The sequence below is a fragment of the Thermostichus sp. MS-CIW-34 genome (assembly GCF_054060435.1).
Genome location: NZ_JBSSDE010000029.1, coordinates 17,572 through 40,005 on the forward strand (window position 1 = coordinate 17,572; position 22,434 = coordinate 40,005).

Annotated in this window: 18 protein-coding genes and 3 pseudogenes; 9 read left to right on the forward strand and 12 right to left on the reverse strand. The window is 55.9% G+C overall.

All coding sequences use genetic code 11. The features are described 5' to 3' along the window. Positions 1–16: 16 nt before the first annotated feature. From purC to ACVWYY_RS10430, 8 genes are all read right to left on the reverse strand, one after another. A complete protein-coding gene (purC, locus tag ACVWYY_RS10395) occupies positions 17–763 on the reverse strand; it encodes a phosphoribosylaminoimidazolesuccinocarboxamide synthase (protein WP_457410550.1) in 747 nt (248 codons plus the stop codon). 10 nt (positions 764–773) lie between these two features. Continuing rightward, the gene (locus ACVWYY_RS10400) at positions 774–2,321 is read right to left on the reverse strand and encodes a sugar transferase (RefSeq protein WP_457440462.1); all 1,548 of its coding nucleotides are present in this window, start codon (positions 2,319–2,321) and stop codon (positions 774–776) included. 353 nt (positions 2,322–2,674) lie between these two features. Further along, positions 2,675–3,412, reverse strand: coding sequence for a class I SAM-dependent methyltransferase (locus ACVWYY_RS10405; RefSeq protein ID WP_457440464.1), 738 nt, complete (start codon positions 3,410–3,412; stop codon positions 2,675–2,677). A 77-nt stretch (positions 3,413–3,489) separates the two neighbouring features. Further along, entirely contained in the window at positions 3,490–4,380 is an 891-nt protein-coding gene (locus ACVWYY_RS10410; RefSeq protein ID WP_011433380.1) for an FAD-dependent thymidylate synthase, read from the reverse strand. A 183-nt stretch (positions 4,381–4,563) separates the two neighbouring features. Further along, positions 4,564–5,334, reverse strand: a complete 771-nt coding sequence (locus ACVWYY_RS10415) for a DUF4397 domain-containing protein (protein WP_457440467.1) — start codon at positions 5,332–5,334, stop codon at positions 4,564–4,566. A 180-nt stretch (positions 5,335–5,514) separates the two neighbouring features. Beyond that, the gene (locus tag ACVWYY_RS10420) at positions 5,515–6,810 is read right to left on the reverse strand and encodes a bifunctional sterol desaturase/short chain dehydrogenase (RefSeq protein WP_457440473.1); all 1,296 of its coding nucleotides are present in this window, start codon (positions 6,808–6,810) and stop codon (positions 5,515–5,517) included. Positions 6,811–6,955: 145 nt separating this feature from the next. Further along, on the reverse strand, positions 6,956–7,480 hold the full coding sequence (locus tag ACVWYY_RS10425; protein WP_457403992.1) for a DUF192 domain-containing protein: 525 nt from the start codon (positions 7,478–7,480) through the stop codon (positions 6,956–6,958). A 72-nt stretch (positions 7,481–7,552) separates the two neighbouring features. Beyond that, complete coding sequence (locus ACVWYY_RS10430) at positions 7,553–7,729, reverse strand: hypothetical protein (RefSeq protein WP_414389705.1); 177 nt, start codon at positions 7,727–7,729, stop codon at positions 7,553–7,555. A gap of 84 nt (positions 7,730–7,813) precedes the next feature. Here ACVWYY_RS10430 and ACVWYY_RS10435 point away from each other — a divergent pair, with 84 nt between their 5' ends. From ACVWYY_RS10435 to ACVWYY_RS10445, 3 genes are all read left to right on the forward strand, one after another. After that, complete coding sequence (locus tag ACVWYY_RS10435; protein ID WP_457440469.1) at positions 7,814–9,097, forward strand: serpin family protein; 1,284 nt, start codon at positions 7,814–7,816, stop codon at positions 9,095–9,097. 120 nt (positions 9,098–9,217) lie between these two features. Further along, complete coding sequence (locus tag ACVWYY_RS10440) at positions 9,218–9,832, forward strand: Uma2 family endonuclease (protein ID WP_457404010.1); 615 nt, start codon at positions 9,218–9,220, stop codon at positions 9,830–9,832. A 92-nt stretch (positions 9,833–9,924) separates the two neighbouring features. Beyond that, a complete protein-coding gene (locus ACVWYY_RS10445) occupies positions 9,925–10,512 on the forward strand; it encodes a hypothetical protein (RefSeq protein WP_457403990.1) in 588 nt (195 codons plus the stop codon). 18 nt (positions 10,513–10,530) lie between these two features. Here ACVWYY_RS10445 and ACVWYY_RS10450 read toward each other — a convergent pair whose 3' ends face one another. Then, on the reverse strand, positions 10,531–11,724 hold the full coding sequence (locus ACVWYY_RS10450; protein ID WP_457403989.1) for an RNA-guided endonuclease InsQ/TnpB family protein: 1,194 nt from the start codon (positions 11,722–11,724) through the stop codon (positions 10,531–10,533). Positions 11,725–11,973: 249 nt separating this feature from the next. On the opposite strand from ACVWYY_RS10450, the gene ACVWYY_RS10455 reads away from it, so the two are divergent. Further along, entirely contained in the window at positions 11,974–15,717 is a 3,744-nt protein-coding gene (locus ACVWYY_RS10455) for a PAS domain S-box protein (RefSeq protein ID WP_457440471.1), read from the forward strand. On the opposite strand, the pseudogene rpsU reads toward ACVWYY_RS10455, so the two are convergent. Continuing rightward, positions 15,714–15,857 (reverse strand): annotated as a pseudogene (gene rpsU, locus ACVWYY_RS10460) (30S ribosomal protein S21). The gene ACVWYY_RS10455 and the pseudogene rpsU overlap by 4 nt on opposite strands. Positions 15,858–16,188: 331 nt before the next feature. Here rpsU and apcD point away from each other — a divergent pair. The 4 genes and pseudogenes from apcD to ACVWYY_RS10480 all read left to right on the forward strand — a co-directional run bounded on the left by apcD (position 16,189) and on the right by ACVWYY_RS10480 (position 19,721). Continuing rightward, the gene (gene apcD, locus ACVWYY_RS10465; RefSeq protein ID WP_099812040.1) at positions 16,189–16,662 is read left to right on the forward strand and encodes an allophycocyanin subunit alpha-B; all 474 of its coding nucleotides are present in this window, start codon (positions 16,189–16,191) and stop codon (positions 16,660–16,662) included. Between the two features lie 267 nt (positions 16,663–16,929). Continuing rightward, positions 16,930–17,415: an allophycocyanin subunit beta gene (locus ACVWYY_RS10470; protein ID WP_099812041.1), complete on the forward strand. Its 486-nt coding sequence runs from the start codon at positions 16,930–16,932 to the stop codon at positions 17,413–17,415. Positions 17,416–17,454: 39 nt separating this feature from the next. Next, positions 17,455–18,855, forward strand: a complete 1,401-nt coding sequence (locus ACVWYY_RS10475; RefSeq protein WP_457387765.1) for a chlorophyll a/b binding light-harvesting protein — start codon at positions 17,455–17,457, stop codon at positions 18,853–18,855. Positions 18,856–19,148: 293 nt separating this feature from the next. Next, a pseudogene (locus tag ACVWYY_RS10480) lies at positions 19,149–19,721 on the forward strand (Uma2 family endonuclease). Here the strand turns inward: ACVWYY_RS10480 and ACVWYY_RS10485 are convergent. After that, on the reverse strand, positions 19,699–21,477 hold the full coding sequence (locus tag ACVWYY_RS10485; protein WP_457403987.1) for a flavin reductase: 1,779 nt from the start codon (positions 21,475–21,477) through the stop codon (positions 19,699–19,701). The pseudogene ACVWYY_RS10480 and the gene ACVWYY_RS10485 sit on opposite strands and share 23 nt — an antisense overlap. A 236-nt stretch (positions 21,478–21,713) precedes the next feature. Between ACVWYY_RS10485 and ACVWYY_RS10490 the strand changes: the two genes are divergently transcribed. Further along, a complete protein-coding gene (locus ACVWYY_RS10490) occupies positions 21,714–21,944 on the forward strand; it encodes a DUF2555 domain-containing protein (RefSeq protein WP_457385214.1) in 231 nt (76 codons plus the stop codon). 35 nt (positions 21,945–21,979) lie between these two features. Here ACVWYY_RS10490 and ACVWYY_RS10495 read toward each other — a convergent pair. Next, positions 21,980–22,434 (reverse strand): annotated as a pseudogene (locus ACVWYY_RS10495) (hypothetical protein); the annotation flags it as partial.

The window sequence follows — 22,434 nt, forward strand, 5'->3', positions numbered from 1 at the left end:
CCTGGCTCCTCTCCCTCTATGAGAGAAGGAATTGGGATCCCACTGCCTGAAGCACCCGCTGCAACACCTCCTGGTAGCCAGCCACCGGATCCCCCAGATCAAAGCGAAAGAGATCCTTGTCCAGCACCCGCGGCTCAGATCCCCCCCGATCCCAAAGGCGGCAGGTGTCGGGGCTAATCTCATCCGCTAGCCAGATCTGCCCTTGCTCGTCCAGGCCAAACTCCAGCTTAAAGTCCACCAACTCTAGGCGGCAGCTTCGCCAGAAAGCCTGCAGATGGTTGTTGATGGCCAAAGCCAGGGATCCGAGGCGCTCCACCTGCTCCGGCGTGGCCAACTGCAATAGGCGGATGTGGTCGGGGGTTACCAGGGGATCCCCTAGGGCATCGTTTTTGTAATAGAACTCCACCAGCGGCGGCTCGATGGGAAGGCCCTGCTCCAGGCCCAGCCGTCGGCAGAGGCTACCCGCTGTGCGGTTGCGCACCACCACTTCCAAAGGCAGGATGTGCAAGGCTCGCACCTGCATCTCGGTGGGGCCGGTTTGGGCCAAGAAATGGTTGGGGATCCCTTGCTGCGCCAGGTAGGCAAACACATGGCTGGAGACGGTGCAATTCACCTCTCCCTTGCCGGCGATGGATCCCCGCTTTTGGGCGTTGAAGGCCGTGGCGTCGTCTTTGTATTGGCAAAGATAAACCCTGGGATCGGCAGTGCGGTAGATGCGCTTGGCCTTGCCCTCGTAGAGCAGCTCTTGGGGGGAGAATGGCATACGCTAACCCCTAGTATCCGGCCAACCGTCCGCGGATCCCTTGCCAGAGGGTAATGGCCAGGATGCGCAGATCCAGCCACAGCGACCAGTTTTGCACATAGTAGAGATCATACTGGGTGCGGCGGGCAATGCTGGTATCTCCCCGCAGGCCGTGGATCTGGGCCCAGCCGGTGAGGCCACTTTTTACCAAATGCCGATCCGGATACTTGGGGATCTCCTGGCTAAACTGCTCGACAAAGTAGGGCCGCTCTGGGCGGGGGCCCACTAGGCTCATTTCCCCTTTCAGGACGTTCCACAGTTGGGGCAGCTCGTCCAGGTTGGTGCGGCGCAAAAAGGCTCCTATCTTGGTTCGGCGCGGATCCCCGGGGCGCGTCCAGCCCGGCTGGCCGGCTGCCTCAGCATCCACTCGCATGGTGCGGAACTTGGCAATCCAAAAGCGACGCCCGTCCAAGCTCACCCGCTCTTGCCAATACAGAATGGGGCCAGGACTGCTGCAGGCTACCAGCAGGGCAATAATCAAAAACAGAGGGCTAAGCAAGATCAGGCCCAGGGAAGCTCCTAGGATGTCTACAGCTCGCTTGAGGAACCGGTTGTGGGCGTAGCGCAAAGGGGGCTGGCGCAGAGTCAGCAGAGGGATCCCGTCGAGAGACTGCAGGCTGAAGTTCACCGTTAAAAAACTTAAGATATCCGGCACCAAGCGCACCTGCACCGACAATGTTTGCAAACTGAGCAACAGAGGAGCAGTTGCCAGCTCCGGTTGCCCAAACCACACCTCCTGCACTTCTGGGTGGGCTTGCAGATAGGCAATCAAATGGACCAGATCCAGACGCTCAAGAGCCGACCAGGAAGGTTCAGGCTGACTGCACAAGCGGGAGAGGGTTCCTGGCGGAGTCCTGGCGGCAGACTTAACCCCGTCAGAGGTAGGGCGGGCGGTGTTCAGTACTGGATATGAGTCTGGCCGGGGATCCCCATCCTGGGACGGGAGATCTTCCCCGCAAGAGCCTTGCCCCACGCCTGCCCAGGCGACTACCTGGAAGCCCAACTGCGGGGATCGCTGCAATCGCTCCAACACTTCCGCCAACACCGACCAGGATCCCACCCAGATGACCTGCCGCCGACCGTAGCCCCTAGAGCACAACCAGCCCATGCCCAGCCGCAACCCCACCCGTACCAAAGTCAAACTCAGCAGAGCCATCAAGCCGGCGTAGCCCACCACCAGCCGCGACAAAGAGACCGAGCGAACGAAAAAGGCCCCTGCCAGCACCAAACCAAACGTCAATCCCAACCCCACCAGCAAACTGGCCCATTCTTCAAAGCGAGACAAGCGCTTCGACTCACCGTATCCGCCTAAGCCCGCCTGAATGCCCCAATAACTGAGGGCGGTCAACAATCCCAAGGCCGCGTAGACATCCCAAGGCAAGAGCTGATGAGGACGCAAGCTGCGCAGCCAGTAGCCCGCCCCAAAGGCCAACCAAATACAAAGGCCATCGCCAAAACAGGCCAAGGGCACCCACAAACGATGCAGATCCAGACGAGTTTTATAGCCGCGTTCGGCCAAGGGTTATCTCCTTCGGCATCAAGACTGTTGACAATCTTACAGAAAAGATTGTGCATCTGAGGCTATTGGACAAGATCAGTGTTGACCAAAACTTGAATGGGTAGCCCTCACCAGATAATTCTATTGACGGCCCTTCCCAGCTTCAAAGGACTTCATGCTGCTGACACAAAATAAGTTCTTTAAGTAATTGGGATCCTCATCATGCAAGAGATAAAAATCCCTGTTGAGTGGGTTAAGTACCGTCGGAAAAGGCTGTTGTAGAAACTACCAGAATTGCAGACATTGGATGTCGAAACATGAGAGTTTAAGCAATGATCAAAGTACAGTCTGAGAACAGCAATGATGACAGGATACTACGATTTCGTTGCCGGGCCGGCTACTGCCAGCAGAGATACACCAAAGGGCAGAGAAAACTTAGGTATCAGATAGGCTTCTGCAGCAAAAATACCCGTCAGCAGTCGATTGAGCCAAAGCGGCGGCATTTTCAGATCTTGGCTTTCCCTCAGGCGAAGCACTTTCTGCATTATGCGGATCCCTGAAATGATTAGGAAAAGAAAACTGTTGAAGAAAACAAGGGTATAAACTTCTAGACCTGAGCTTTTAAGCAACGACAAAAGTTGCCCGCGGGTATATCGTCTCTTGTGATGATTAAGCTCATCATGTAAACTCCACAGCCACGGATAAGCCGGAACAGTTACAACTAAGTAGCCAGATGGGGTTAACCTTTGACTGAGGGCTAGGAGAGCTTCTTTGTCATTCTCCAGATGCTCCAGCACATCCAGCAAAGCAATCAAATCAAATCGTTGAGAACCAAAGGAGATCCGGTTTGGCAACTCCCCCTCTGCCACGATCCCAATACCGCGAGCTTGGGCCAGCGGCAGTGCAATTTCACTCTTTTCCATAGCCCAAACTTTGCCAAATCTGGACAACATCTCCAGGTTGCCGCCGCTACCACAGCCAGCTTCCAAAATATAAGCAGAGGGGGGAAGCGACAGGGATCCAATAACCCGACTCAGAATGTGACGGCGACCCAAAAACCACCAATGCCGGTCTTCCAAGCCTGCCATTTGCTCATAAGCTTTGGGATCCATACCCGTAACCCAACAAAAGATCAAAAACAGGATTAGCCGCAGAAGGGGTTAGCAGAGCATATCTATCTAAACTAAGTTTAGGGGGATAATCGAGCCTTTCCCCAGCGATGCTTACGATACCAGGCCGCCACGTGGGGACACCACGCTTCAAAGTGGGGCCAAATCAGTTCACACAGATGTTGAATTTCTCGTTGAGCATCTTCTTTGGCTCGTAAATCCAAAAAATGCATTAGACTACGGCAATTGAAAGAGACCACGAAGTGTTGTCGGATCCCGTAGCCAATGATGTTACGGGCATCTTCATAGGGCAATCCGCACTCTTCTACCAGGCGATAATAAGCAATGGCCTGGCTGCGATATTGCGCAAGAATGATATCCAAAGCTGCGGGGGAGATGGGCTTGCAGCCCTGGCGGGTTTTGGCTTTGCCCTCCTTGACGCTGGCAGGAACGTAAAACAAAGTTTCCAGCTCTTGCAAAGACAAGGAGGACTCCGTCCCGCCACTGTGCTCCGCAATGTGCTCCGCACCGCTGTCGCGATAGGCCTCCGGCCCGCTGACGCGATCGCTGACGCAACCGTAGCCGGTCTCGCCAACAGGAGCAGCAGTCTCGGTTGTGCTCCGCACCGCTGACGCGAACAAGAGCTTTTTGCCCAAATCGGCAATTTGCTGGCCTGTATATCGGAAGGATTGAACATCAAAAGAAATTCCCACCCGATGAGTACGGGCCTGTTGCATGACGGCGTGGGGAAAATAGCCCACCCCAAAGGTGATCTGAGGATGCTCTAGAGGCCCATAGTGGCCACGGTTGCCCTCCAGCAAATGCCGCACCACGGCCTCTCCATACTTTTCCGGGATCCGGCTTTCTGAGGTGACAAAATCAGGGCTGTAATCCTGGTGCATGGCCTGGTAGATGACCCGTTCTGGATCTGGGGTTTGATTCAGCACCACAACTTGAAACAAAGCATCCACAGGCTGCATCCCCTAGTGCTTCGCACCGCATGTTAGGATTTTGAGATCCTTGTAAGATCATATTGGCAGCGGAGAACGCCAACGGCATTGGCCTGCTCCACCACAGAGCATATTCCCTATCTGCCCCCACCCTGAGGTATTCCTTAACTCAGTGTAAGGAGAAGAGAGACCGAAACACCTTGGCTATAGGAGCCTGCGAGCTCGAGTTTCCTCTGCCAGCACCAGGCTTAGGGCCGGATTGCTGCGCAACAATCCCGCTACATAGAGGGTATAGACTTTCCCCGCCTCCAGCTGCAGGTCAAACCGCTGCAGGGGAATGCTCCGGCTGGGAGCCGACTGCACACCTGGCGCGGAGGCTGAAGGGGCTATGGCCACTTGAATTTGGGTAAAGCCGGGGCGCATAGCTTGAAAGGTGGATACTTGTCCAAACGCCAACTGGGGCAGCAGTACCCGCCCTTGCTCCCCTTGCCATTGCAGGGCCGGCGCATCAGGGGCAGCGTGGACAAACCGCACCAGGGCTTGATCAAAGGGCGGATGGATGTTGTCTTCCAGCACCAGGGCCGTCATGCGATTCGGCTCGTTGGCAGCAACCACCGAGAATACTCCCCCGCCCCTGAGATTGGCTACGGTTCTGGCCGCAACCAAAGAACTCGCAGGCTGGCCAGGGTTCTCAGGCGTTGAAAACAAAACAATGTCGTACTCGCCCGCCGGTATGCGCACGTATTCGCTCACCGAGCCATAGGCTACACCCCGAGCAGCCTTCACCCCTCCCACCTCCAAGTCAATTCGAGGGGCATTGGGGGCCACATGCACCAAGCGCACTTGGACTTCAGAAACTCCCGCAGATGCCGAAGGCATCGGGATGGCACAGCCGGACAACAGCCCCGACATCAACGATCCACCCACCACGCAGAGTACTGCGCTCACCCACTGTCGCACCATGTTCACGCTCACTCCTACTCCTCACACCCAACGCTCACCGGGGATCGAGCTGCTGTGTTCCGCCAAGCCAAGGGGCGCTCTCGCTCCCCAAAAGTTCGTATTGGCACGCCAAGGAACCTGCTCTTGTCTTACTCCACTTTTGCGCCCAATGCCATAGAGCTATGGAACGGGTTGGGATCTAGTTCCTTTTAACTAAACCAAAGGCAAATCACCGGACTCGGCCCCACCTGCAGGATCTGGGTTGGGGGCAGGGATCCCTGGCTGGGGAGACCGACGGCTAAACAAGCGGAAATAAGTGCTCACAGCCAGCTCTTTCAGGGGGAAAAGCAAGTAGGTCAGGGGGTTGATGGTGACGATGATGTTGCGGCAGTCTCGTTTGGCCTGGGCCAAGATCTGAGCGGCCACCCAATCTCCCGACATAACCCCAATGGGATTGAGCTGGCTCTTGAAGGGGCCGAGGATGAGCTTGCGCACTGTGCAGGGAGCATCGAGGCGGCGCAGAGTAACCAGATCGCCTAGGGCCCTCTTGGAGAGCTCGTAGAGGGGACTGAAAGCAGGGCTAGCCTCAGCCTCTGAGGTGTTCACCCACACCTCTTTGGTGGCCATCTCAGGGTTGCCGCGCACCGTCTGGAAGAACAGCTCCATTAGGCGCCAACTGGAGAAAGTGTTGACGGCATAGGACTGGCGGACAGACTCGGGATCCCGTTGCCTGTGGACGTTCAGGCCGTGGTTGAGCACCAAGATATCCACCCGCTCCAGCAGCTCAGCCAGGGATCCCTCTTGCCCCACCTGCCAGCGAACGGTCTCCACCGGCTGGATCTGGCCGTCCACTTCGATGTGAACCGAATCCGAATGGGAGCTGAGGGCGATGACTTTGGCCCCCTGCTGGTGAAAATGCTTGAGCAAGGCCCGGCCCAGGGTGCCGGAGGCGCCGGTGACGGCTACTCGCTTGCCTTTCAAGGAGAGACTGGTGCCCATGAGCCGATCTACGAGAGTCAGGGTGCCGCAAAAATAGGCGTTGGTATCGTCGAAGTGGTGCCGCCAGTGGTAGGCGCGGTTGACATGCCATTGGCTGGGAGGAACGGGGAAAGGCCCCGGCTGGTGGGTGATATCCGTCTGCAGGGCCAGCCCCCAACCCCGCAGCATACCAGCCACCCAGAAACTGGCCGAGTAGACCACCCCCACCGCTGCCGCCAGGCCGTACAGCAGGGATCCCTGGCCCAATACCACCACCCAAGGGATCCCGGCCAGGATCATCGTCGCCGCTTCGGGAACGTCGTGGTGCCACTGGGATTCTCGGTACAGCTGTGCATCCACCACGCTAAGGTCGGGGCGGAACAGGCGGTGGTGCAGGATGTGTTTGGGCATCAGCCAGGGCCACCGGTGGGCCAGCCAATGGCGCCCATCCCGCACGATCTCAGCCCAAAGGATGGAGGCTAGGGCGACAGCCCCCACCCCTATCCAATGACTTACGCTGCTGACATCCATAGACTCGCTTGCGGTGGCCAAACCAATCCTGAGCTCGCGGTCGCCTCTTTTATGGACTCAGTTGGCGACTCTCAAAAATCATCGCAAAAATTCTTCAAAAGATCATCTGCGAGCCCGTCTTCCTTGTCCCCAAGGGAGGGAGAGATCAAGGGGCTGCGGGCTGAAGCTCTCGGATCTCAACCGGATCTCCAACGGCCAAACCCAAAGCAGCAGCCGTCCCGCCGCGGAACTCCAGCACACCGTCCACCAACTGGGAAGGAGGCGGCCCATAGGTGGGGCAGGGTCGGGCGGGGCAGCCGGGCACATCGGCGGCAATGTACACCACCTTGCCTTGGTGAAGGAAAATGATGTCCAGGTTAATCAGAGTGTTGAACATCCAAAAAGAAGCCGGCTGGGGCGGATCAAAGGGAAACCACATGCCCCGATCCGGCGGCAAGTCGGTGCGAAACATCAGGCCCAAGCGCTGCTGCTCAGGCGTGCGGGCCACCTCTAACTCAAAGCGTTGGCCGGCAAGGGTGACTTCCGCTTCAACCGGCAGTTGCTGGGGCTGCCCTATTGCCGGGGGGGATGGGGAGAGGGCTTCCGCCACCTGAGTTTGGGAGGCGGGAGATCTCTCCGGGGCAGCAGTACACCCCAAGCCGGATCCCAGGAGCAGTAGAGCCAGGCCCAAGGCGACTCTGCACCCTTTTGGAACGTGTATCGTGAACAGAACCATGTGGCGCTCTCCTGTGCAGGCTTCATCCTATCGCGCCAGACGCTGCTGCTGCGACTTGACCAGCCAGACGCAGGAAGTTCCCCCCTGGGAGAGCCTTGCCAATTCTTGCTTGCCGGAAGCGGCCTGTGCTTTTCCCCCTTGAGCGCAGCCGGAATGGCGGCTCTGGGCAAGGGCAGCCCACAACCGACCCGATAGCATAGCCATAGACTTTATCGTTCCCCACCCTGCCAGGAGAGCCGTATGAAAGACCCTTTCAATTTCAATTTCAATAGATTCAATAGATCCTCGGTGAGCCGGATCCCGCTTCTGGCTCTGCTTGGCCTGGGGCTCCTGAGCCTCTGGCCCACTCACGGGATGGGATCCCGTTCACAGGAAACCCCGGTGCGGATTCCCTTTGAGCCAACGGTGACCTATGGGGAAGGGTATGGGGAAAAGACCGTGGCCCAACAAGCCCAAAGCCGCTTTGCGCTGAAACTGTTTGATCACCTGCTCCGTCAGCAGCCCCAAGAGAACCTCTTTTTCTCCCCCTTGAGCATCCGCCTGGCCCTGAGCATGCTCTACAACGGCGCCTCTGGGGAGACTCAAACGGCAATGGCCGAGGTGCTGGAGGCACAGGACCTTTCCCTCAATGAGTTGAACTGGAGCAATGCCCAAATGGTGGGCTGGCTGGCGGAGGGATCCCCGGCAGGAGGGCCAGTCCAGGTGCAAATGGCCAACGGCCTCTGGGTGGATCAAACCCTCACCTTACAGCCCCAGTTTTTGCAGGCTTTGGCCACCTACTACCAAGCGGTGGTGAATCGGGTGAATTTGGGATCCCGGCAAACGGTGAACCAGATCAACGGCTGGGTGGCCGAGCGCACCCAGGGCAAGATCAACCGCATTGTGGATCGCCTCAGCCGCGAGGATTTGATGGTTTTGCTCAATGCCATCTACTTCAAAGGCGAGTGGACTCAGCCCTTCGATCCGGAGCGCACCCAAACTCAGCCCTTTACTCGGTTGGATGGCCGCCGCGTCCGAGTACCCATGATGGTTCAATCAGGTCGTTACGACTACCTGGAAACCGAGCAGTTGCAGGTGGTGAGCCTGCCCTACGGGGAAGGAGAACTGGAAATGCTGATCCTGCTGCCCAAGAAGGGAGTGAAGCTGGAATCGCTGCGGGCAGAGCTGAGCCCGGAAACTTGGCAAGAATGGACGGGATCCCTGCGCCCCCGTGCCGGTTCGGTGCGGATCCCGAGATTTGAATTGGCTTATGAAACGGATCTCACTTCCGTTCTGCAGCAGTTGGGCCTGGGAGTTGCCTTTTCCAACCGAGCCGATTTCAGCCAGATGACCCCAGAGCCAGCGCGGATCAGCAAAGTCCTGCACAAAGCAGCAATTGAAGTGAACGAAGAGGGATCCGAGGCGGCAGCCGCTACTGGGGTGATCGTCTCCCGGACTGCTGTCGACCGGCAAGAGCCCTTTCAATTTGTGGCAGATCGGCCCTTCTGGTTTGCCATTGTGGCCTCCAGATCCGGCGGCAACCCAGCGGCCCAAACCGTGTTGTTCATGGGATCCCTGGTGGATCCTAAATAAGGGGATCCCTCAGGGCAGCTTGCTGACTTCTTACCGGGCGTGCAGATCGCTCTTCAGGATGTGTTGACCCCAGACCGGCTCCCTTGGTTGGTTTAGCCGTTTTTCATTGCGGAGGTCATGATGGTCGAGGTTTTGGAAAGAGAAAAATTGGCCGAGGCACCTGCTGATAGTTCTCCGGCAGCTTCTCGAAAAATTTGGACTGACGAAGAGTTTATGGCTTTACCGGAGGATGGCAATCGCTATGAGGTTGTGAACGGAGAACTGGTTACCGTGGGCTCGGCAGGTGCAAAGCATGGGTACTACGTAAGTTTGATTCACATCATTCTGGGCTCCTACGTTCGCAGTCAAAGGATTGGATTTACCTTCGATTCCGATACTTCCTTCAAAATGAAATCCGGCAATCGCCGTTCTCCGGATTGTTCTTTTTTTTCCAAAGAACGACTGCAATCTCTGGGCAGGATCCCAAGGGGTTATATTGAGGGATCCCCAGACTTGGCTGTAGAAGTTCTCTCCGATGCCAACACCGTTGGAGAGATCCATGATAGGCTCGTTGAGTATTTTGAGAATGGATCCCGGCTGGTCTGGATCATTCATCCTGAAGAGAAATACGTTCTGGTCTATCGCCGGCCTGAGCCTGAAGCATTGAAGAAACCCGGCGACATCCTGGAAGGTGGAGAGGTGATCCCTGGATTTGCGCTGGATTTATCAGAGTTTTTTGCCGAGCCGGAGTTGTAGTTTTTCACCAACGCAATGTACGGATAAGACGCCTTCAGCACCTAGGGAAGAGCAGCCCTGTTAAACTAGTCTCAACAGTGGGATCCCATTTCATGGCATTGGTTTATCCGCAGGTTCTGGAGCGCAATCCCAAACGGCTGCGCATTGCCCTACAGCGGTTTACCTCTCAGCAACTGGCTTGGCGGGCGGCAGGGGGCTTGGTGCTGCTGATTGTGGGATCCCAACTGTGGGCCCGTTCGCCGCTGTTGGGTTTGGTGGCTGTGGGGATGGGCCTGTGGGCTGGGATCCCTTGGGGGTTGGGGCAGATCCTGAATCTAGATTGCCAAAGCCAACGGGTGACCTTGACCCGGCTGGGTGGCCCTTGGGGCTTTTGGCGGCAGCAGGTGTTTTCCTATCCCTTGGCTCAGTTGCAAGGAGTGCGGCTGCATCGAGTGGGTCAGGAAGTTTTGGATAACCAAGCTCAAGAGAGTTTTCAGGTCCAAAGCCAAGTGCGGCTGCAGTTTCGCAGCGATCCTTCTAAACCGGAGCTGAACGAGGAGGTCATCGCCTGCTTTAGCAGCCAAGTCGGCATCAAAGGGGACGAACCAGAAGCTTTCGTGCTCTCTCAGCGGCTGGTGCGCTGGATTCAGAACTATCTATCCGAACACTCAGGAAATCTAAGAAACAACTCTTCACCGTAAACTACCCGGCTCCGACCGCTAAGCGGTACGGAGCGGGCTTTCAGTAGCCCTGGGCCTGCTCTGCTCTACCAGAGAACAAAACAAGCCCGGACCTCCAGGCTGGTTTACGGCAGCCCCCAAGAGCGCAATTACGTTTGCACCATTCAAGTCCGCATCTCCTTCCCATCCACAGTGCCCACACTTAAACTTCTTTCCACTGCGATAGGATTGCGCAGGGTCGGGATGGATGTGCAAACACCGGTGACAGGTCTGCGAGGTATAAGCAGGCGGAACAAGAATCAGAGAAACCCCTGCAACCCTCGCCTTGTATTCCAGAAACTGACGTAGTTGGTAGAACGCCCAACTGTTGGCCCTGCGCCGCTCGGCTTTGCTGCGCGGCTGTTGATTGACCCTTTCCCGGATCCCTGTCAGGTCTTCCAGAGCAATAGCGCTGTTGGTAGCTTTTGCCCTAGAGACAATAGCTTTGGAGATGCGATGATTGACCCACGTTTGAAAGCGTCTCTCCTTGCCAGACAGCCGTTGCAACAGTTCTCTGCATCTGCGCCGCGAACTGCGGGTGCCCTTACTGGCTTTACGTTGGAGTACCGCCCTCAGCTTGGAGTAGTGGTCTCGGATTCGGTTCAACTGCTGTCCATTCCAGTTATCCCCTTCTGACGTATGGGCAATATCCGTCCTTCCCAAATCCACCCCCAGCACTCTATCCGTGCGTTGCGGTGGGCACGGTTCCGTTTCCACACAGATTTGAATGGAGTAGGAACCGTCTTTACGCTTGACCAGAGTGGCGGATTTGGGGTTGGAGCCTGCCAACTGTTCTCTCTGGTAACGGCCAATCGCCAGCTCAAAGCGCTCCCGACCCTCCACCGTGGTCAGCGACACCGTCCAGTCTTTCTCGCGAAACGAAAAGATACGGGCATCGTAGGTCGCAAAGCCTCTCTTGAACGCTTTGACCGGACGGTTTTTCTGTCGGGCAACTTTACGGGCACCGGCCAGCCGTCTGCAGACCTGCTGAGCCAAGTTACTGGACAAGCCAAACCGAGCGCGAATCTGGTAATAGCAAAGGGACTGGAGTTTGACTGCGTTGACTACTTTTTCTGGTGTGTTTTGGTTGACCCAGTTCAACGCCTGCACAAAGGCATCCATTGTCGCGTCCAATTTGGCGGCTTGCGACGGGGACACCTTGAGCTTGCAGGGGACAGTCAGGACTTGGGTCATGGTTCTATCATAACTTCCGCATTCCTCCCGACACTGACCCTACGGGTACAGTGCGGGGCTCCTGCGATTTCTAGCTGAAAGCCCCCTTTTCGAGGATACTGCCCCACCGTTCCAGTAGACTCAAACTTTGCTCTCCTTTTCGGGGAGATGGGGAATTGTTGGCACAGTGCTTGATCCTGGGTTAGAAATGCTACCGAAAAGCAGTGCACTCCTTGACACTTTCTAAACTTAACTTAATCGACAACCTTCATGAGCGCCTCCTGGGATCTGGTCAACCTGCTTACCTTACTCAACTGGAACACTCTGCCCGGATGGCTTTGGCTGCTCCTTTGGGGATCCTCACTGGCCGTGGTGATGTACTGGCAAAAGCGCTGGCTGCAGCGGGATCAGGTGGGTTTTCCCGATGTCATCATGCTGGGGCGTGCAGATACGACGGTGGTGGAATGTAACGAAGCTTGCCAGAAAATCTTGGGGGATTGGCGGGGCAGGCGCTGGATCGACGTGCTGCCGGCAGAAGAGCAGGAGCAGGCGCAGCAAAAGATAGCCCACCTTACCCCTCAGCAGCCCACCTTTACCCGGATTAGCAGAGTGGCGGATGCAGCGGGGCAGGTGCGGTGGTTTGAGTGGATCAACCAAGGCATTTTTGACCGGCGGGGCCGCTTGCAGTTCATCCGCGGGGTGGGCCGAGACATTACCGAGAAGAAACAGTTGGAAGAAAACCTGCGGCTGCGGGAGGCCCAACTGCGCACCTTGTTGGATGCCCTGCCATTGGCAGTGTGGGCCAGGGATCCCCAGGGAGTGCTAATTTTGCAAAATGCCACTGACCGCGCCTGGTTTGGCGATCTGCTGGGTACTTCTCTGGAGGAGGTGGCTCAGCAACATCCCCACTGGCCGGAGTACACCTCTCAAGTTCTATCCGACGTAGAGCGGCAAGGGTTTTGCCAATTCGAAGGTAAGGAAATGATTCAAGGCCAGGAGCGCTACACCTATCGCTTCGCTGTAAAGCTTCAGGATCAGTCTAAAGGATTAGGACTTCTCGGCATTGTCCTAGATATCACCGAACAAAAGCGGCTGGAACAGGAGGTGTGGGAACAAGAAGAGCGTTTTCGCGCCTTCCTCAACAACAGCCACGACATTTTGTGTCGTATCGATGCCCAAGGTCTGCTGCATACCTTAAATCCTCCGGCTGCTGAGAAAATTTTGGGGCGTGCTCCCAATCAGGGAGAGGCCGTACCCTTGGATTGGGTTCACCCCGAGGATCGGCAGAACGTTGCTAATGCTCTTGAGCAACTCAAGGCTCGACCTGGCGAGACACTCAGCTTTATTTACCGGGCCCAACACGCCGATGGCCAGTGGGTGTGGCTGGAGAGCCTCTGCACCAATCTTTTGGAGGATCCCTCTGTGCAAGGGATCGTTTCCAGTACCCGCGATATCACCCAACAAAAGCAGGTGGAACTGGCTTTGCGAGAGAGCGAAGCCCGCTTCCGAGAAATTGCAGAGGCTGTACCGGTGGTTTTCTTTGTGTATTCTGCAGACTTGAGCCAGTCTCTCTACAAAAGCCCCCAAAGCGAGAAGATCTGGGGTTACACAGCAGAAGAGTTTCGCCGCAAGCCAGATCTCTGGAAAGACAGGATCCATCCCGAAGATCTGCCAAGGGTACTGCAGGCGGCCGCCCGAGCCACTCAAGAAGCCCAGCAGATCACCTACCGCCTTTTCCATCGGGATGGCAGGCTGCGCTGGCTGCGTACTTCTTGCCGACCCATCTTGAACGAACAGCAAGAGGTTATCCGTATTGTTGGCATTACCGAAGATATTACGGAGCAGAAAGAAGCAGAGCTGGCTCTACAAGAAAGCGAAGCTCGGCTTAGGGCTATTCTGGATGGGATCCCTTTTTCTATCTTTCTCAAAGATCTGGAAGGGCGCTATCTTCATGTAAACAAGACTTATCTAAAACAGAGAGGCTGCAAGGCAGAAGAGCTCTTTGGAAAGTTGGATAGTGAGCTGTTCGCATCAGAAGAGGCTCTAGAATTTCGAGATCAGGATCAAAAAGTCCTGCAATCTCCGCATCCTGTCAGCTACGAGCGAACCTTTTTCCGCGATGGCAAGAGATTGACCCAGTGGGTCACCAAGTTTGCCCTGCGGGATCAGCAAGGGGATCCCTATGCCGTTTGCGGTGTTGTTGTGGACATCACCCCCCTCAAAGAAGCTCAAGAAGTGCTTCGGCAAGAGGCAGAGCGGGAGCGACTGTTGGGGGCCTTATTGCGGCGGATCCGCCAAGCTTTGGACTTGCAAACCCTCTTGGAAACAACGGTTGCGGAAGTGCGAGAGTTTCTCCAGGTAGATCGGGTGATGATCTACCGACTGCAGGGAAACGGGGGTGGGATTGTGGCCGCCGAGTCGGTAGCGGATCCCTGGCCCAGCCACCTGGGCCGCTACGTGTGGGATGAGTATTTCCAAAGGGATCCGTGCTATCGCAAGTACCAAGAGGGCTTTGTCCAGGCAGTGGGGGATGTAGCAATAGCCGATTTGGATCCTTGCTATCGGGAGTTGCTGGAGTCTTTCCAAGCCCAAGCCAACTTGGTGATCCCGATTCGGCAGGGTGAGGCTTTGTGGGGTCTATTGGTAGTTCAGCACTGCCAATCCAGCCGCCCTTGGCAAGAGTGGGAAATCCGGCTTTTACAAGAGCTGAGCGATCAATTAGCCATCGCGTTGCAACAGGCCCAGTTATATGAACAACTGCAAGCCCTCAATCAAACCTTGGAAGAAAAGGTTCGGCAACGCACCTCTGAGTTGCAGCGATCCCTGCAATTTGAGGCCCTGCTGAAACGCATCACTGACCGGGTGCGCGACTCTCTGGATGAAGCTGAAATTCTCAACACCGCTCTGCGCGAGCTGGGAGAAAACCTAAATGCAGATGGCTGCGATATTGGCCTTTACAACGCCGATCTCACCCTTTCCACCATCAGCTACGAGTATTGTCCTCGCTTGGGGTCGGCCTTGCATACTTGTATTCCCTTTGCCCAATATCCAGATCTCTACGCCCAGTTGTTGCGAGGAGAGCCCTGCATATTTTGTTTACTTCCTGACCATTGTTTACTTCCTGACGCCCCCCGCCAAGGATCAGTCTTGGTCTGCCCTCTGCGGGATGGGGAGCAAGTCTTGGGGGATCTGTGGGTTTTTCGCAGCAGCGAGGAAAGTTTTGATGAGCAGGAAATGAATCTCGTAGCTCAAGTGGCCAATCAATGTGCTATCGGCCTAAGGCAGGCGCGCCTATTCCGAGCTGCCCAAGAGCAGGTGCAAGCCCTGGAGCGCCTCAACCGCTTGAAAGACGATTTCATCAGCACTGTCAGCCACGAGCTGCGCACTCCTCTAACCAGCATGAAAATGGCCCTGAAAATGTTGCAGATGGCTCCCACTGGGGAGAAACGAGCTCAATACTTAGCCATTGCAGAGCGAGAATGCCAGCGGGAAATCGAGCTCATCAACGACCTGTTGGATCTGCAGCGGTTGCAGTCCGGGACCTACGCTCTAAGTGTGCAAACCCTCACCTGGCGGGAGCTGCTAGGGGATCTGTTAGCCATTGCCGAAGAGCAGGCCCGCGCCAAAGGGCAAACCTTTCAAGCCAGTGTCCCTCTGGAGAGCACCCTCACGACGGATCCCTTGCTGTTGGGACGCATCCTGCGGGAGCTCCTGCACAACGCGGTGAAATACACCCCCGGCCAGGGATCCATCCGCCTAGAAGTCAGGGTTGAGGCCAACCGAACTCGCATCCAAGTCAGGAATAGCCAAGAGATCCCGGCTGAGGAACTCACCCGCATTTTCGAGCGCTTTTACCGGATCCCCAGCCATGATCCTTGGAAAGAAGGGGGCACCGGTCTGGGCTTGGCTTTGGTGAAACAAATGGTGGATCAACTGAGGGGATCCATCGAGGTCAGCAGCGCCGCCGGCTGGACAACTTTCACGCTCCACCTGCCCCCTCTGCCCCAGTTTTAAAGGTTGAGCGGATCCCTGGGGACTCCTGCTTTGCGCTTGCGCTTTTCCAGGTTGGTTTCAAAGTAGCGATGGTTACGCAGATCTGGCAAGATTCCTGCCTCAGAAACTTAGCCCTTAAAGCGGCGCAGCGCCGATTTGATCCCTACCTTAGGGGTTCTCTCCCCCGGTACCTCTGCACAGCCCGTCTTATTGTAAGTTCTGTAGCAACAGATACGGAAATAGTTCCCAACACAGATGCTCATCTCGGCCAGAAGAGATAGAGGCTGAGTATTCTGAGGGTTGCTGTCGTATCCGGGATCTGGATTGGCCGCCAACCCAACCTTCTCAATCTGGTCACGCTGCCGAAGACGCGAGGCAGAGAGGATTTGTTGCAAGTAAGTTTCAATTCACAACTTTTTCTTAATAAGTGATTTCGGTTCTTGAGGATCTGGCTTACTTTGTTACCTGTAGAGTGTTCCTTGCCAAAAACCTATGAGCATTGTTGCCCAAGTCATCGCGCAGTCGGACGCGGCTGATCGCTTCCTCAGCAGTGCCGAGATCGCCAAGCTAGAGGATTTCTTCAGCAAGGGTCAAGTTCGCATCCGAGCCGCCCAAAAGTTAGCAGAGAACGAGCAAAAAATTGTCCAGGAAGGCAGCAAACGGTTTTGGGCCAAATGCCCCAACACCCCCAGCAATAAGGGCAACCCTCAAAAAACTGCCCTCTGTCAACGAGATCAAGGCTGGTATATCCGCTTGGTTAGCTATTGCATCTTGGCAGGCAACGATAAGCCGCTGGAAGATATCGGCTTGAACGGCATGCGAGAAATGTACATCTCTTTGGGCGTGCCGCTACCCAACCTGCGGGTGGCGATGAGCTGCCTAAAAGAGGTAGCTGCCGGCATTCTTTCTTCAGAGGAGATGGCTCTAGCTGCCCCCTACTTTGATCGACTGATTCGCGCTTTTTGAATCGATGAATGGATAGACAAATCGCTGCCCTCTCGCTCAGTTTTAGAGTTGAGGCGCGCTACTCCTGCCTCTGTGAGCTTGAGGTTTCGGCTGGCTTTGCGAGCTTGACCTGCAAGCTGTGAAGTTGTCTTAAGTTGCAATCCATAAGAGTTCTCACAGGCAATGCCTGAGCAAGCGGTGCAAGGACTCCGTCCCGCTAACGCGAACAGCATTTGCCCAATTGCCTCAAGAAATCAGTCCCTACTAGTGCTTAGAGGAGAAAAATCCATGAAAGATACCATCACTTCCCTGATTAACCCCGCCGATGAGAAAGGCTCTTACTTAGATGCCGCAGCTCTGGAACAATTAAATCGCTATTTCCAGAGTGGCAACATGCGCGTCAAGGCGGCCAAAACCATCAGCTCCAGCGCCAGCAGCATTATCAGCAAAACGGTTGCCAAGAGCTTGCTCTACGGGGATATTACCCTACCGGGGGGCAATATGTACCCTACTCGGCGCTACGCGGCTTGCTTGCGGGACCTGACCTATTTTCTACGCTATGCCACCTACGCCATGTTGGCTGCCGATCCCTCAATTTTGGATGAGCGCGTGTTGCAGGGTTTAAAAGAAACTTACATCACCCTCGGCGTTCCCATCGATCGCGTCATTCAGGCCCTCAATGCCATGAAAGAGGTCCTGACCGAAAGTCTCGACACAGAGGCAAGTCAAGAAATGGCCGTTTATCTTGACCATATCATTGCCGGTCTGAGCTAAACGTGCCTGTATTTTTGAGGGCTCACTGAGGAGCTATCTATGAATGCCAAAAAGATGCACCCATCGGGCTACCCCTGGTGGTCAGGTAACGCTCGATTGATGAACCTCTCTAATACTTTTATCGTGGCGCATGTGGCCCATGCGGCCTTGATCATGGCTTGGGCGGGGGGCTTTACCTTGTTTGAGCTGGCCAAGTTCTCGCCAGAGCGGCCCATGTACGAGCAAGGGCTGATTTTGCTGCCCCACTTGGCCACATTGGGGTGGGGGGTTGGCCCCGGTGGCCAGATCGTCAATACCTTTCCCTATGTGGCCATTGCCTCAATTCACCTGGTGGCTGCCGGCGTGTTGGCTGGAGGAGCCTACTTCCACCAAACCCAACTTCCCCCCAGCTTAGATATGGAATTCGGCAGGGCTGCCAAGTTTCACTTCACTTGGGATGATGCCAAAACGTTGGGAGTGATTTTGGGGCACCACCTACTGATTTTGGGCCTGGGATCCCTATTGTTGGTGGCCAAGGCGATGGTGTTCGGGGGGCTGTATGACGCCAACACCGGTCAGGTACGCCTGGTTACGGCTCCAACTTTGGACTTTGCCACCCTTTGGAACTACCGCACCCACCTGTTTGATGTCAATAATTTGGAAGACTTGGTGGGGGGCCATATCTATGTGGGAGCTCTTCTCTTGTTGGGAGGGGTGTGGCATATCCTGGTTCCGCCGTTTGAGTGGGTTAAAGCTCGCTTTCTCTTCTCAGCAGATGGGATCCTCTCCTACTCTCTATTCGGCATCGCCCTAGCCGGTTTTGCGGCTTCTTACTACTGTGGGTTTAACTCGCTGGCCTACCCGGTGGAGTTTTACGGCCCCACCCTGGAGCTGAAATCCGCCTTTACTCCTTACTACTTCGATCCAAATCAAACGGGAGCGTGGAACTACTCCTCAAGGGTTTGGCTGGCGAATGCTCACTTCTACTTAGCCTTCTTTTTTCTACAAGGATCCCTGTGGCATTTTCAGCGAGCGATGGGATTTGATGTCGGCAAGATGCTGCAGCTTTGGCAGCAGAGTCGGCAGGAAATGACCTCTCAGTCGGTGTATCAGGTTCAATTTCAGTGCCGACCTCAGCCTGACTTTGCAACTTTTTACGAGCCGCCCTTTGCAGGTCCAGAGCCTCTATCTGTATCTCCCGAGGATATCTACTGGTATCAGCCGCCAAAGGCTCCCAGCTCCAGATCTCTATCGTTGATAAACGGCGTTCGGCAAACTCTCTATGAAGTGAACTACACCCTTAGGAGGTGGATCTTCTACGAGCCCGCAAGAGAGAAGATAGCTTTCAATCGTTCTGACTTAAAGGCAGATTATGGTTCGCGCAAGTCAAGGGCTGATTTCTCGAAGTTTGCTCGATCTCTGCCCAAAGTCTTCTACGAGCCGAGCAGAGTTCAGGCTTAACCTACCTGGGATTTGAGGGGGTTTGGCCCTCAGGAGAGGTGATTACCCTGCCTGGGGGCTTTTTGCTTTGCTAGGGCTCCGCAGTGTGGGCTAAGGAAGGGAGTACCGATCTAGACTTGGCCTTGGTGAAACAAATGGTGGATCAACTGAGGGGATCCCTCGAAGTCAGCAGCTCTGCCGGTTGGACGACTTTTACGCTACATCTACCCGAATTGCCGCAATTTTAATTCCACTTCTTCCCCTCGCTTTGGGATACATTACTGGCAGGGATCCGGGGGGCTTTGCCTAAACCTATGACAACTCGCCTAGATTTGGCTCTCACTCTTGAAGACTTCCTCAAGTTGCCTCACATAGAAGATTCTCCGGCATGGGAGTACGTGGATGGAGTTGCCATTCAAAAACCGCTGCCCAAAGTCCGCCATTCCATTTTGCAAAAACGCCTCGTGGCTGAGGTTGACGGCAGCACCACCGACTATACTGCCCTACCCGAATTGCGATGCACTTTTGCCGGTCGTTCCATTGTTCCCGATATTGCCGTAATTGCGTGGGATCGAACTCGCCTCAGTGAAACAGGCGAGCCAGAGGATGACTTCACCGCAGCACCCGACTGAATTATCGAAATTCTTTCGCCGGGTCGAAGGGTAAGCCGTGTAACCGATAATATCCTGCATTGCCTAAAGCACGGCAGCAAATTAGGGTGGATGGTGGATTTAGACGATTACTCTGTTTTGATATTTGCCCCTCAACAAGAGCCGGAAATTTGCCGAGCAGATCGTCAGCTCAAGGTGATCGACGGGATCCAGTTAGCATTGACTCCACAACAAATCTTTGTTCTCCAATACACTACCCCCGCCGCATGGCCGTAACCCCCGTGGGATCCAGCACCTTGCCCCGTTCCACCTCGGCATAGACCAGGTAGCGATCCCCGCAGTCCATCCAAGTTTTCACACGGCACTCCAGGTAAGCTAAGGCATCCAACAAAATGGGGCAGCCATTTTCGGCAGTGGCCGTGGCCAAGCCGGCAAAGCGATCTTCTCCAGGGCGCTGGGGCCGCTGAAAGTGCCGTTGCAAGTTGCTGCCCTTGCCTTCCCGCAAGATGTTGAGCACAAAGGGGGCCTGGGGATAGGTCAGCAATTCGGCTTCTTGTTCCTTGTTCACCGACAGGGTTAGCCCCGGCGGATTGAAGCTGGCCTGGGCCACCGACCAGGTGAGGAAGCCGCGGCGGGTCTCTCCTTGCAGGGCGGTGACTACACACAGGGATCCCACCACCCGGCTCAGGGCTTGCCCAACCCGATCCGCCTGAGTTTCGCTGCTGGTTTGGCGAGGGGCGCGGGCTCGTTTGGCTTTGCGCAGGGCCTGAGCAAACTGGGATCCCGCCTCTTGACAGGCTTCTAGGATTTCAGGGGTGGGCTTAAACTTGGCGCGGATCGTCTCAAACCCCAGAGAAAAGCCGGCATTGAGCAACTTACTCTCGATGAGATCCACCGCTTCTCCGCTCCAGCCGTAGGAGCCAAAAACCCCGGCCAATCGGGTGGTGGGAACCGAAGAAAGGATGATGCCGAGGGCGGTTTGAATTTGCACCGGGGGATGGCCAGCCAAGGTCGGGGATCCGATAACAAACCCCTGGCAGCGCTCCAGAGCTTGGGCGATCTCTTCCGGGGTGGACCATTCGCAGTTGATCCGCTCCACCTTAACGCCGGCCCGCTCCAACCCTTGGGCTATGGCCATGGCCATCAAACCTGTATTCCCGTAAGCGGAAGTGTATAGGAGAGCTACCCGCTGCTCGCCGGGATCCTCTTCGCACCAAGTGTGGTAGTCCAACCGCAACCGCCGCAGGCTGTGGCGCACCAAGGGGCCGTGGGCAGGGGCATAGATTTGGGCGGGAAATTCTTCCAACTTGGCCAGGGCTGCCTTCACCTGGGGCAATTGGTTGCGGTGCAAACAGTCGAAGTAGTAGCGACGGTCTTCGCTAAGCTGCCGCCAATGTTCGTCAAAAACTTGCTCATCGCACACATGGGCGCCGAACAGCTTATCGGTGTAGAGGATCCCGGTGGCCGGATCGTAGGTACAGAGGGCATCGGGGTGGCGGGGCGTGGGCACGGTGCGAAAGTGCAACTCATGCCCTTCCCCCAGATCCAGGCGATCCCCATCCCGGATGACCCGCAAACGGAAAGACTGGTCGCCATTGTAGAAAATGCCCAGATCGGCGGCTTCTTCTTCGTCGCGACTGCGGGGCAAGGGATCCATCTCTTCAAAGGCAGCCCGTAGCGTAATGGATCCCGGCTTGGAGCAGAGCACCATCGCATAGGGAGCCAGAGGCAATAGGGCCTTGAGAGTGGCAATGCGGTTAAAGTTGACGTGGCTGAGCAAAATAAAGTCCAACCGCTGTAGGTACTGGTGTTGGGCCAGCTCTTCTAAAAAGATGCTGGTGAACGATTCCCCCGGAGGATCGATGAGAAGGGTTTGGCGGGCCTGGATGAGGTAGCTATTGGCAGTGGTGCCCCGTTGCCGAGCGTATTCCAGCTCAAACTTCAGGCGATCCCAGGTGCGGGAGCGGAGAACCAACGTGGACGGGCCGATAAGGGCAACTTGGACATCGCGGGCGGGGATCTTGCTCTCCATAGCAGCCTCCGATGCGGTATCTGTCCTCACCTTGCCACGAAACTGGAGGAATGGGGATCCCTTTTCAGAGTTTGGGAGCCCACGGCCCGGCTTGCCCAAAAGTTAAGTCTGAGGCCCCGTCCTCACAACTGCGCAAGAAGCAAGCGATTGAGGTGGGGAGTGTGTCAAGTTTTTTCAAAGTCGGCCGGGCAAAAAGGAAGAGGCTAAGATCGGCTTGTAGCGTGTTCAGGCTGCCTATGTCTGCCCGATCCAAGTCCAAAGTGGAGGCCCCTACCAAGGGGATGGATCCCCGCCAGTTTACCGAAGCTGAGGTGGCGGCAATTGCAGAGCGGTTGGAGCGCAATGAGTATCCGACCGTCTTTGGCTGCTTGGAAGACTGGCATGCCCTTCGAGCCATCGCCTTTTACGCCCCCGACTTGGTGGCCCCTTATGCACATCTGTTGGAGTGGGAAGTGGATGAAGATTAGGGCTGTCCTTGCAGTTCTTAAAGGGATCCCAGTGCTCAGGGCAACGAGGGGGGAGGATTTCCGTCAGAGCCTTGCCGGCGAATCAGATAGCGCACTTCTTCAAGGAGAACGTTGAACCTCTGATCCGTTTCCGCCTGCCGTTGGTTGATGGCCTGAATGGCGCGTTCGTGCTCTCGTTGTAGAGCGGTGAGGGTAACCAGAGCTTGAGTCACTTCCTCTGCCCACTCGGCAAGGTGAGCTAAGTCAGAGCGGGTCTCGCTGACAACTTGCTGTAGCTCTCGCAGGCTTTGAGCTTGGGCAGCAGCTTGTTCGGCAAATTCGGCGCGGCTTTCTTGGATGGACTGACGCAGCTCCTCGATTTCCCGCAGACGGGCGGCGTTCTCCTCGGCAGACTGGGCGCGGCTTTCTTGGATGGACTGACGCAGCTCCTCGATTTCCCGCAGACGGGCGGCGTTCTCCTCGGCAGACTGGGCGCGGCTTTCTTGGATGG

What these genes read in the sequence shown, in the direction of transcription:
- ACVWYY_RS10450 (WP_457403989.1), bottom strand. Translation starts at nt 11,724, where the DNA reads ATGACCCAAGTCCTGACTGTCCCCTGCAAGCTCAAGGTGTCCCCGTCG.
- ACVWYY_RS10420 (WP_457440473.1), bottom strand. Translation starts at nt 6,810, where the DNA reads ATGGATGTCAGCAGCGTAAGTCATTGGATAGGGGTGGGGGCTGTCGCC.
- apcD (WP_099812040.1), top strand. Translation starts at nt 16,189, where the DNA reads ATGAGCATTGTTGCCCAAGTCATCGCGCAGTCGGACGCGGCTGATCGC.
- ACVWYY_RS10405 (WP_457440464.1), bottom strand. Translation starts at nt 3,412, where the DNA reads ATGGATCCCAAAGCTTATGAGCAAATGGCAGGCTTGGAAGACCGGCAT.
- ACVWYY_RS10455 (WP_457440471.1), top strand. Translation starts at nt 11,974, where the DNA reads ATGAGCGCCTCCTGGGATCTGGTCAACCTGCTTACCTTACTCAACTGG.
- ACVWYY_RS10475 (WP_457387765.1), top strand. Translation starts at nt 17,455, where the DNA reads ATGAATGCCAAAAAGATGCACCCATCGGGCTACCCCTGGTGGTCAGGT.
- purC (WP_457410550.1), bottom strand. Translation starts at nt 763, where the DNA reads ATGCCATTCTCCCCCCAAGAGCTGCTCTACGAGGGCAAGGCCAAGCGC.
- ACVWYY_RS10440 (WP_457404010.1), top strand. Translation starts at nt 9,218, where the DNA reads ATGGTCGAGGTTTTGGAAAGAGAAAAATTGGCCGAGGCACCTGCTGAT.
- ACVWYY_RS10485 (WP_457403987.1), bottom strand. Translation starts at nt 21,477, where the DNA reads ATGGAGAGCAAGATCCCCGCCCGCGATGTCCAAGTTGCCCTTATCGGC.
- ACVWYY_RS10490 (WP_457385214.1), top strand. Translation starts at nt 21,714, where the DNA reads ATGTCTGCCCGATCCAAGTCCAAAGTGGAGGCCCCTACCAAGGGGATG.
- ACVWYY_RS10430 (WP_414389705.1), bottom strand. Translation starts at nt 7,729, where the DNA reads ATGGCTATGCTATCGGGTCGGTTGTGGGCTGCCCTTGCCCAGAGCCGC.
- ACVWYY_RS10470 (WP_099812041.1), top strand. Translation starts at nt 16,930, where the DNA reads ATGAAAGATACCATCACTTCCCTGATTAACCCCGCCGATGAGAAAGGC.
- ACVWYY_RS10445 (WP_457403990.1), top strand. Translation starts at nt 9,925, where the DNA reads ATGGCATTGGTTTATCCGCAGGTTCTGGAGCGCAATCCCAAACGGCTG.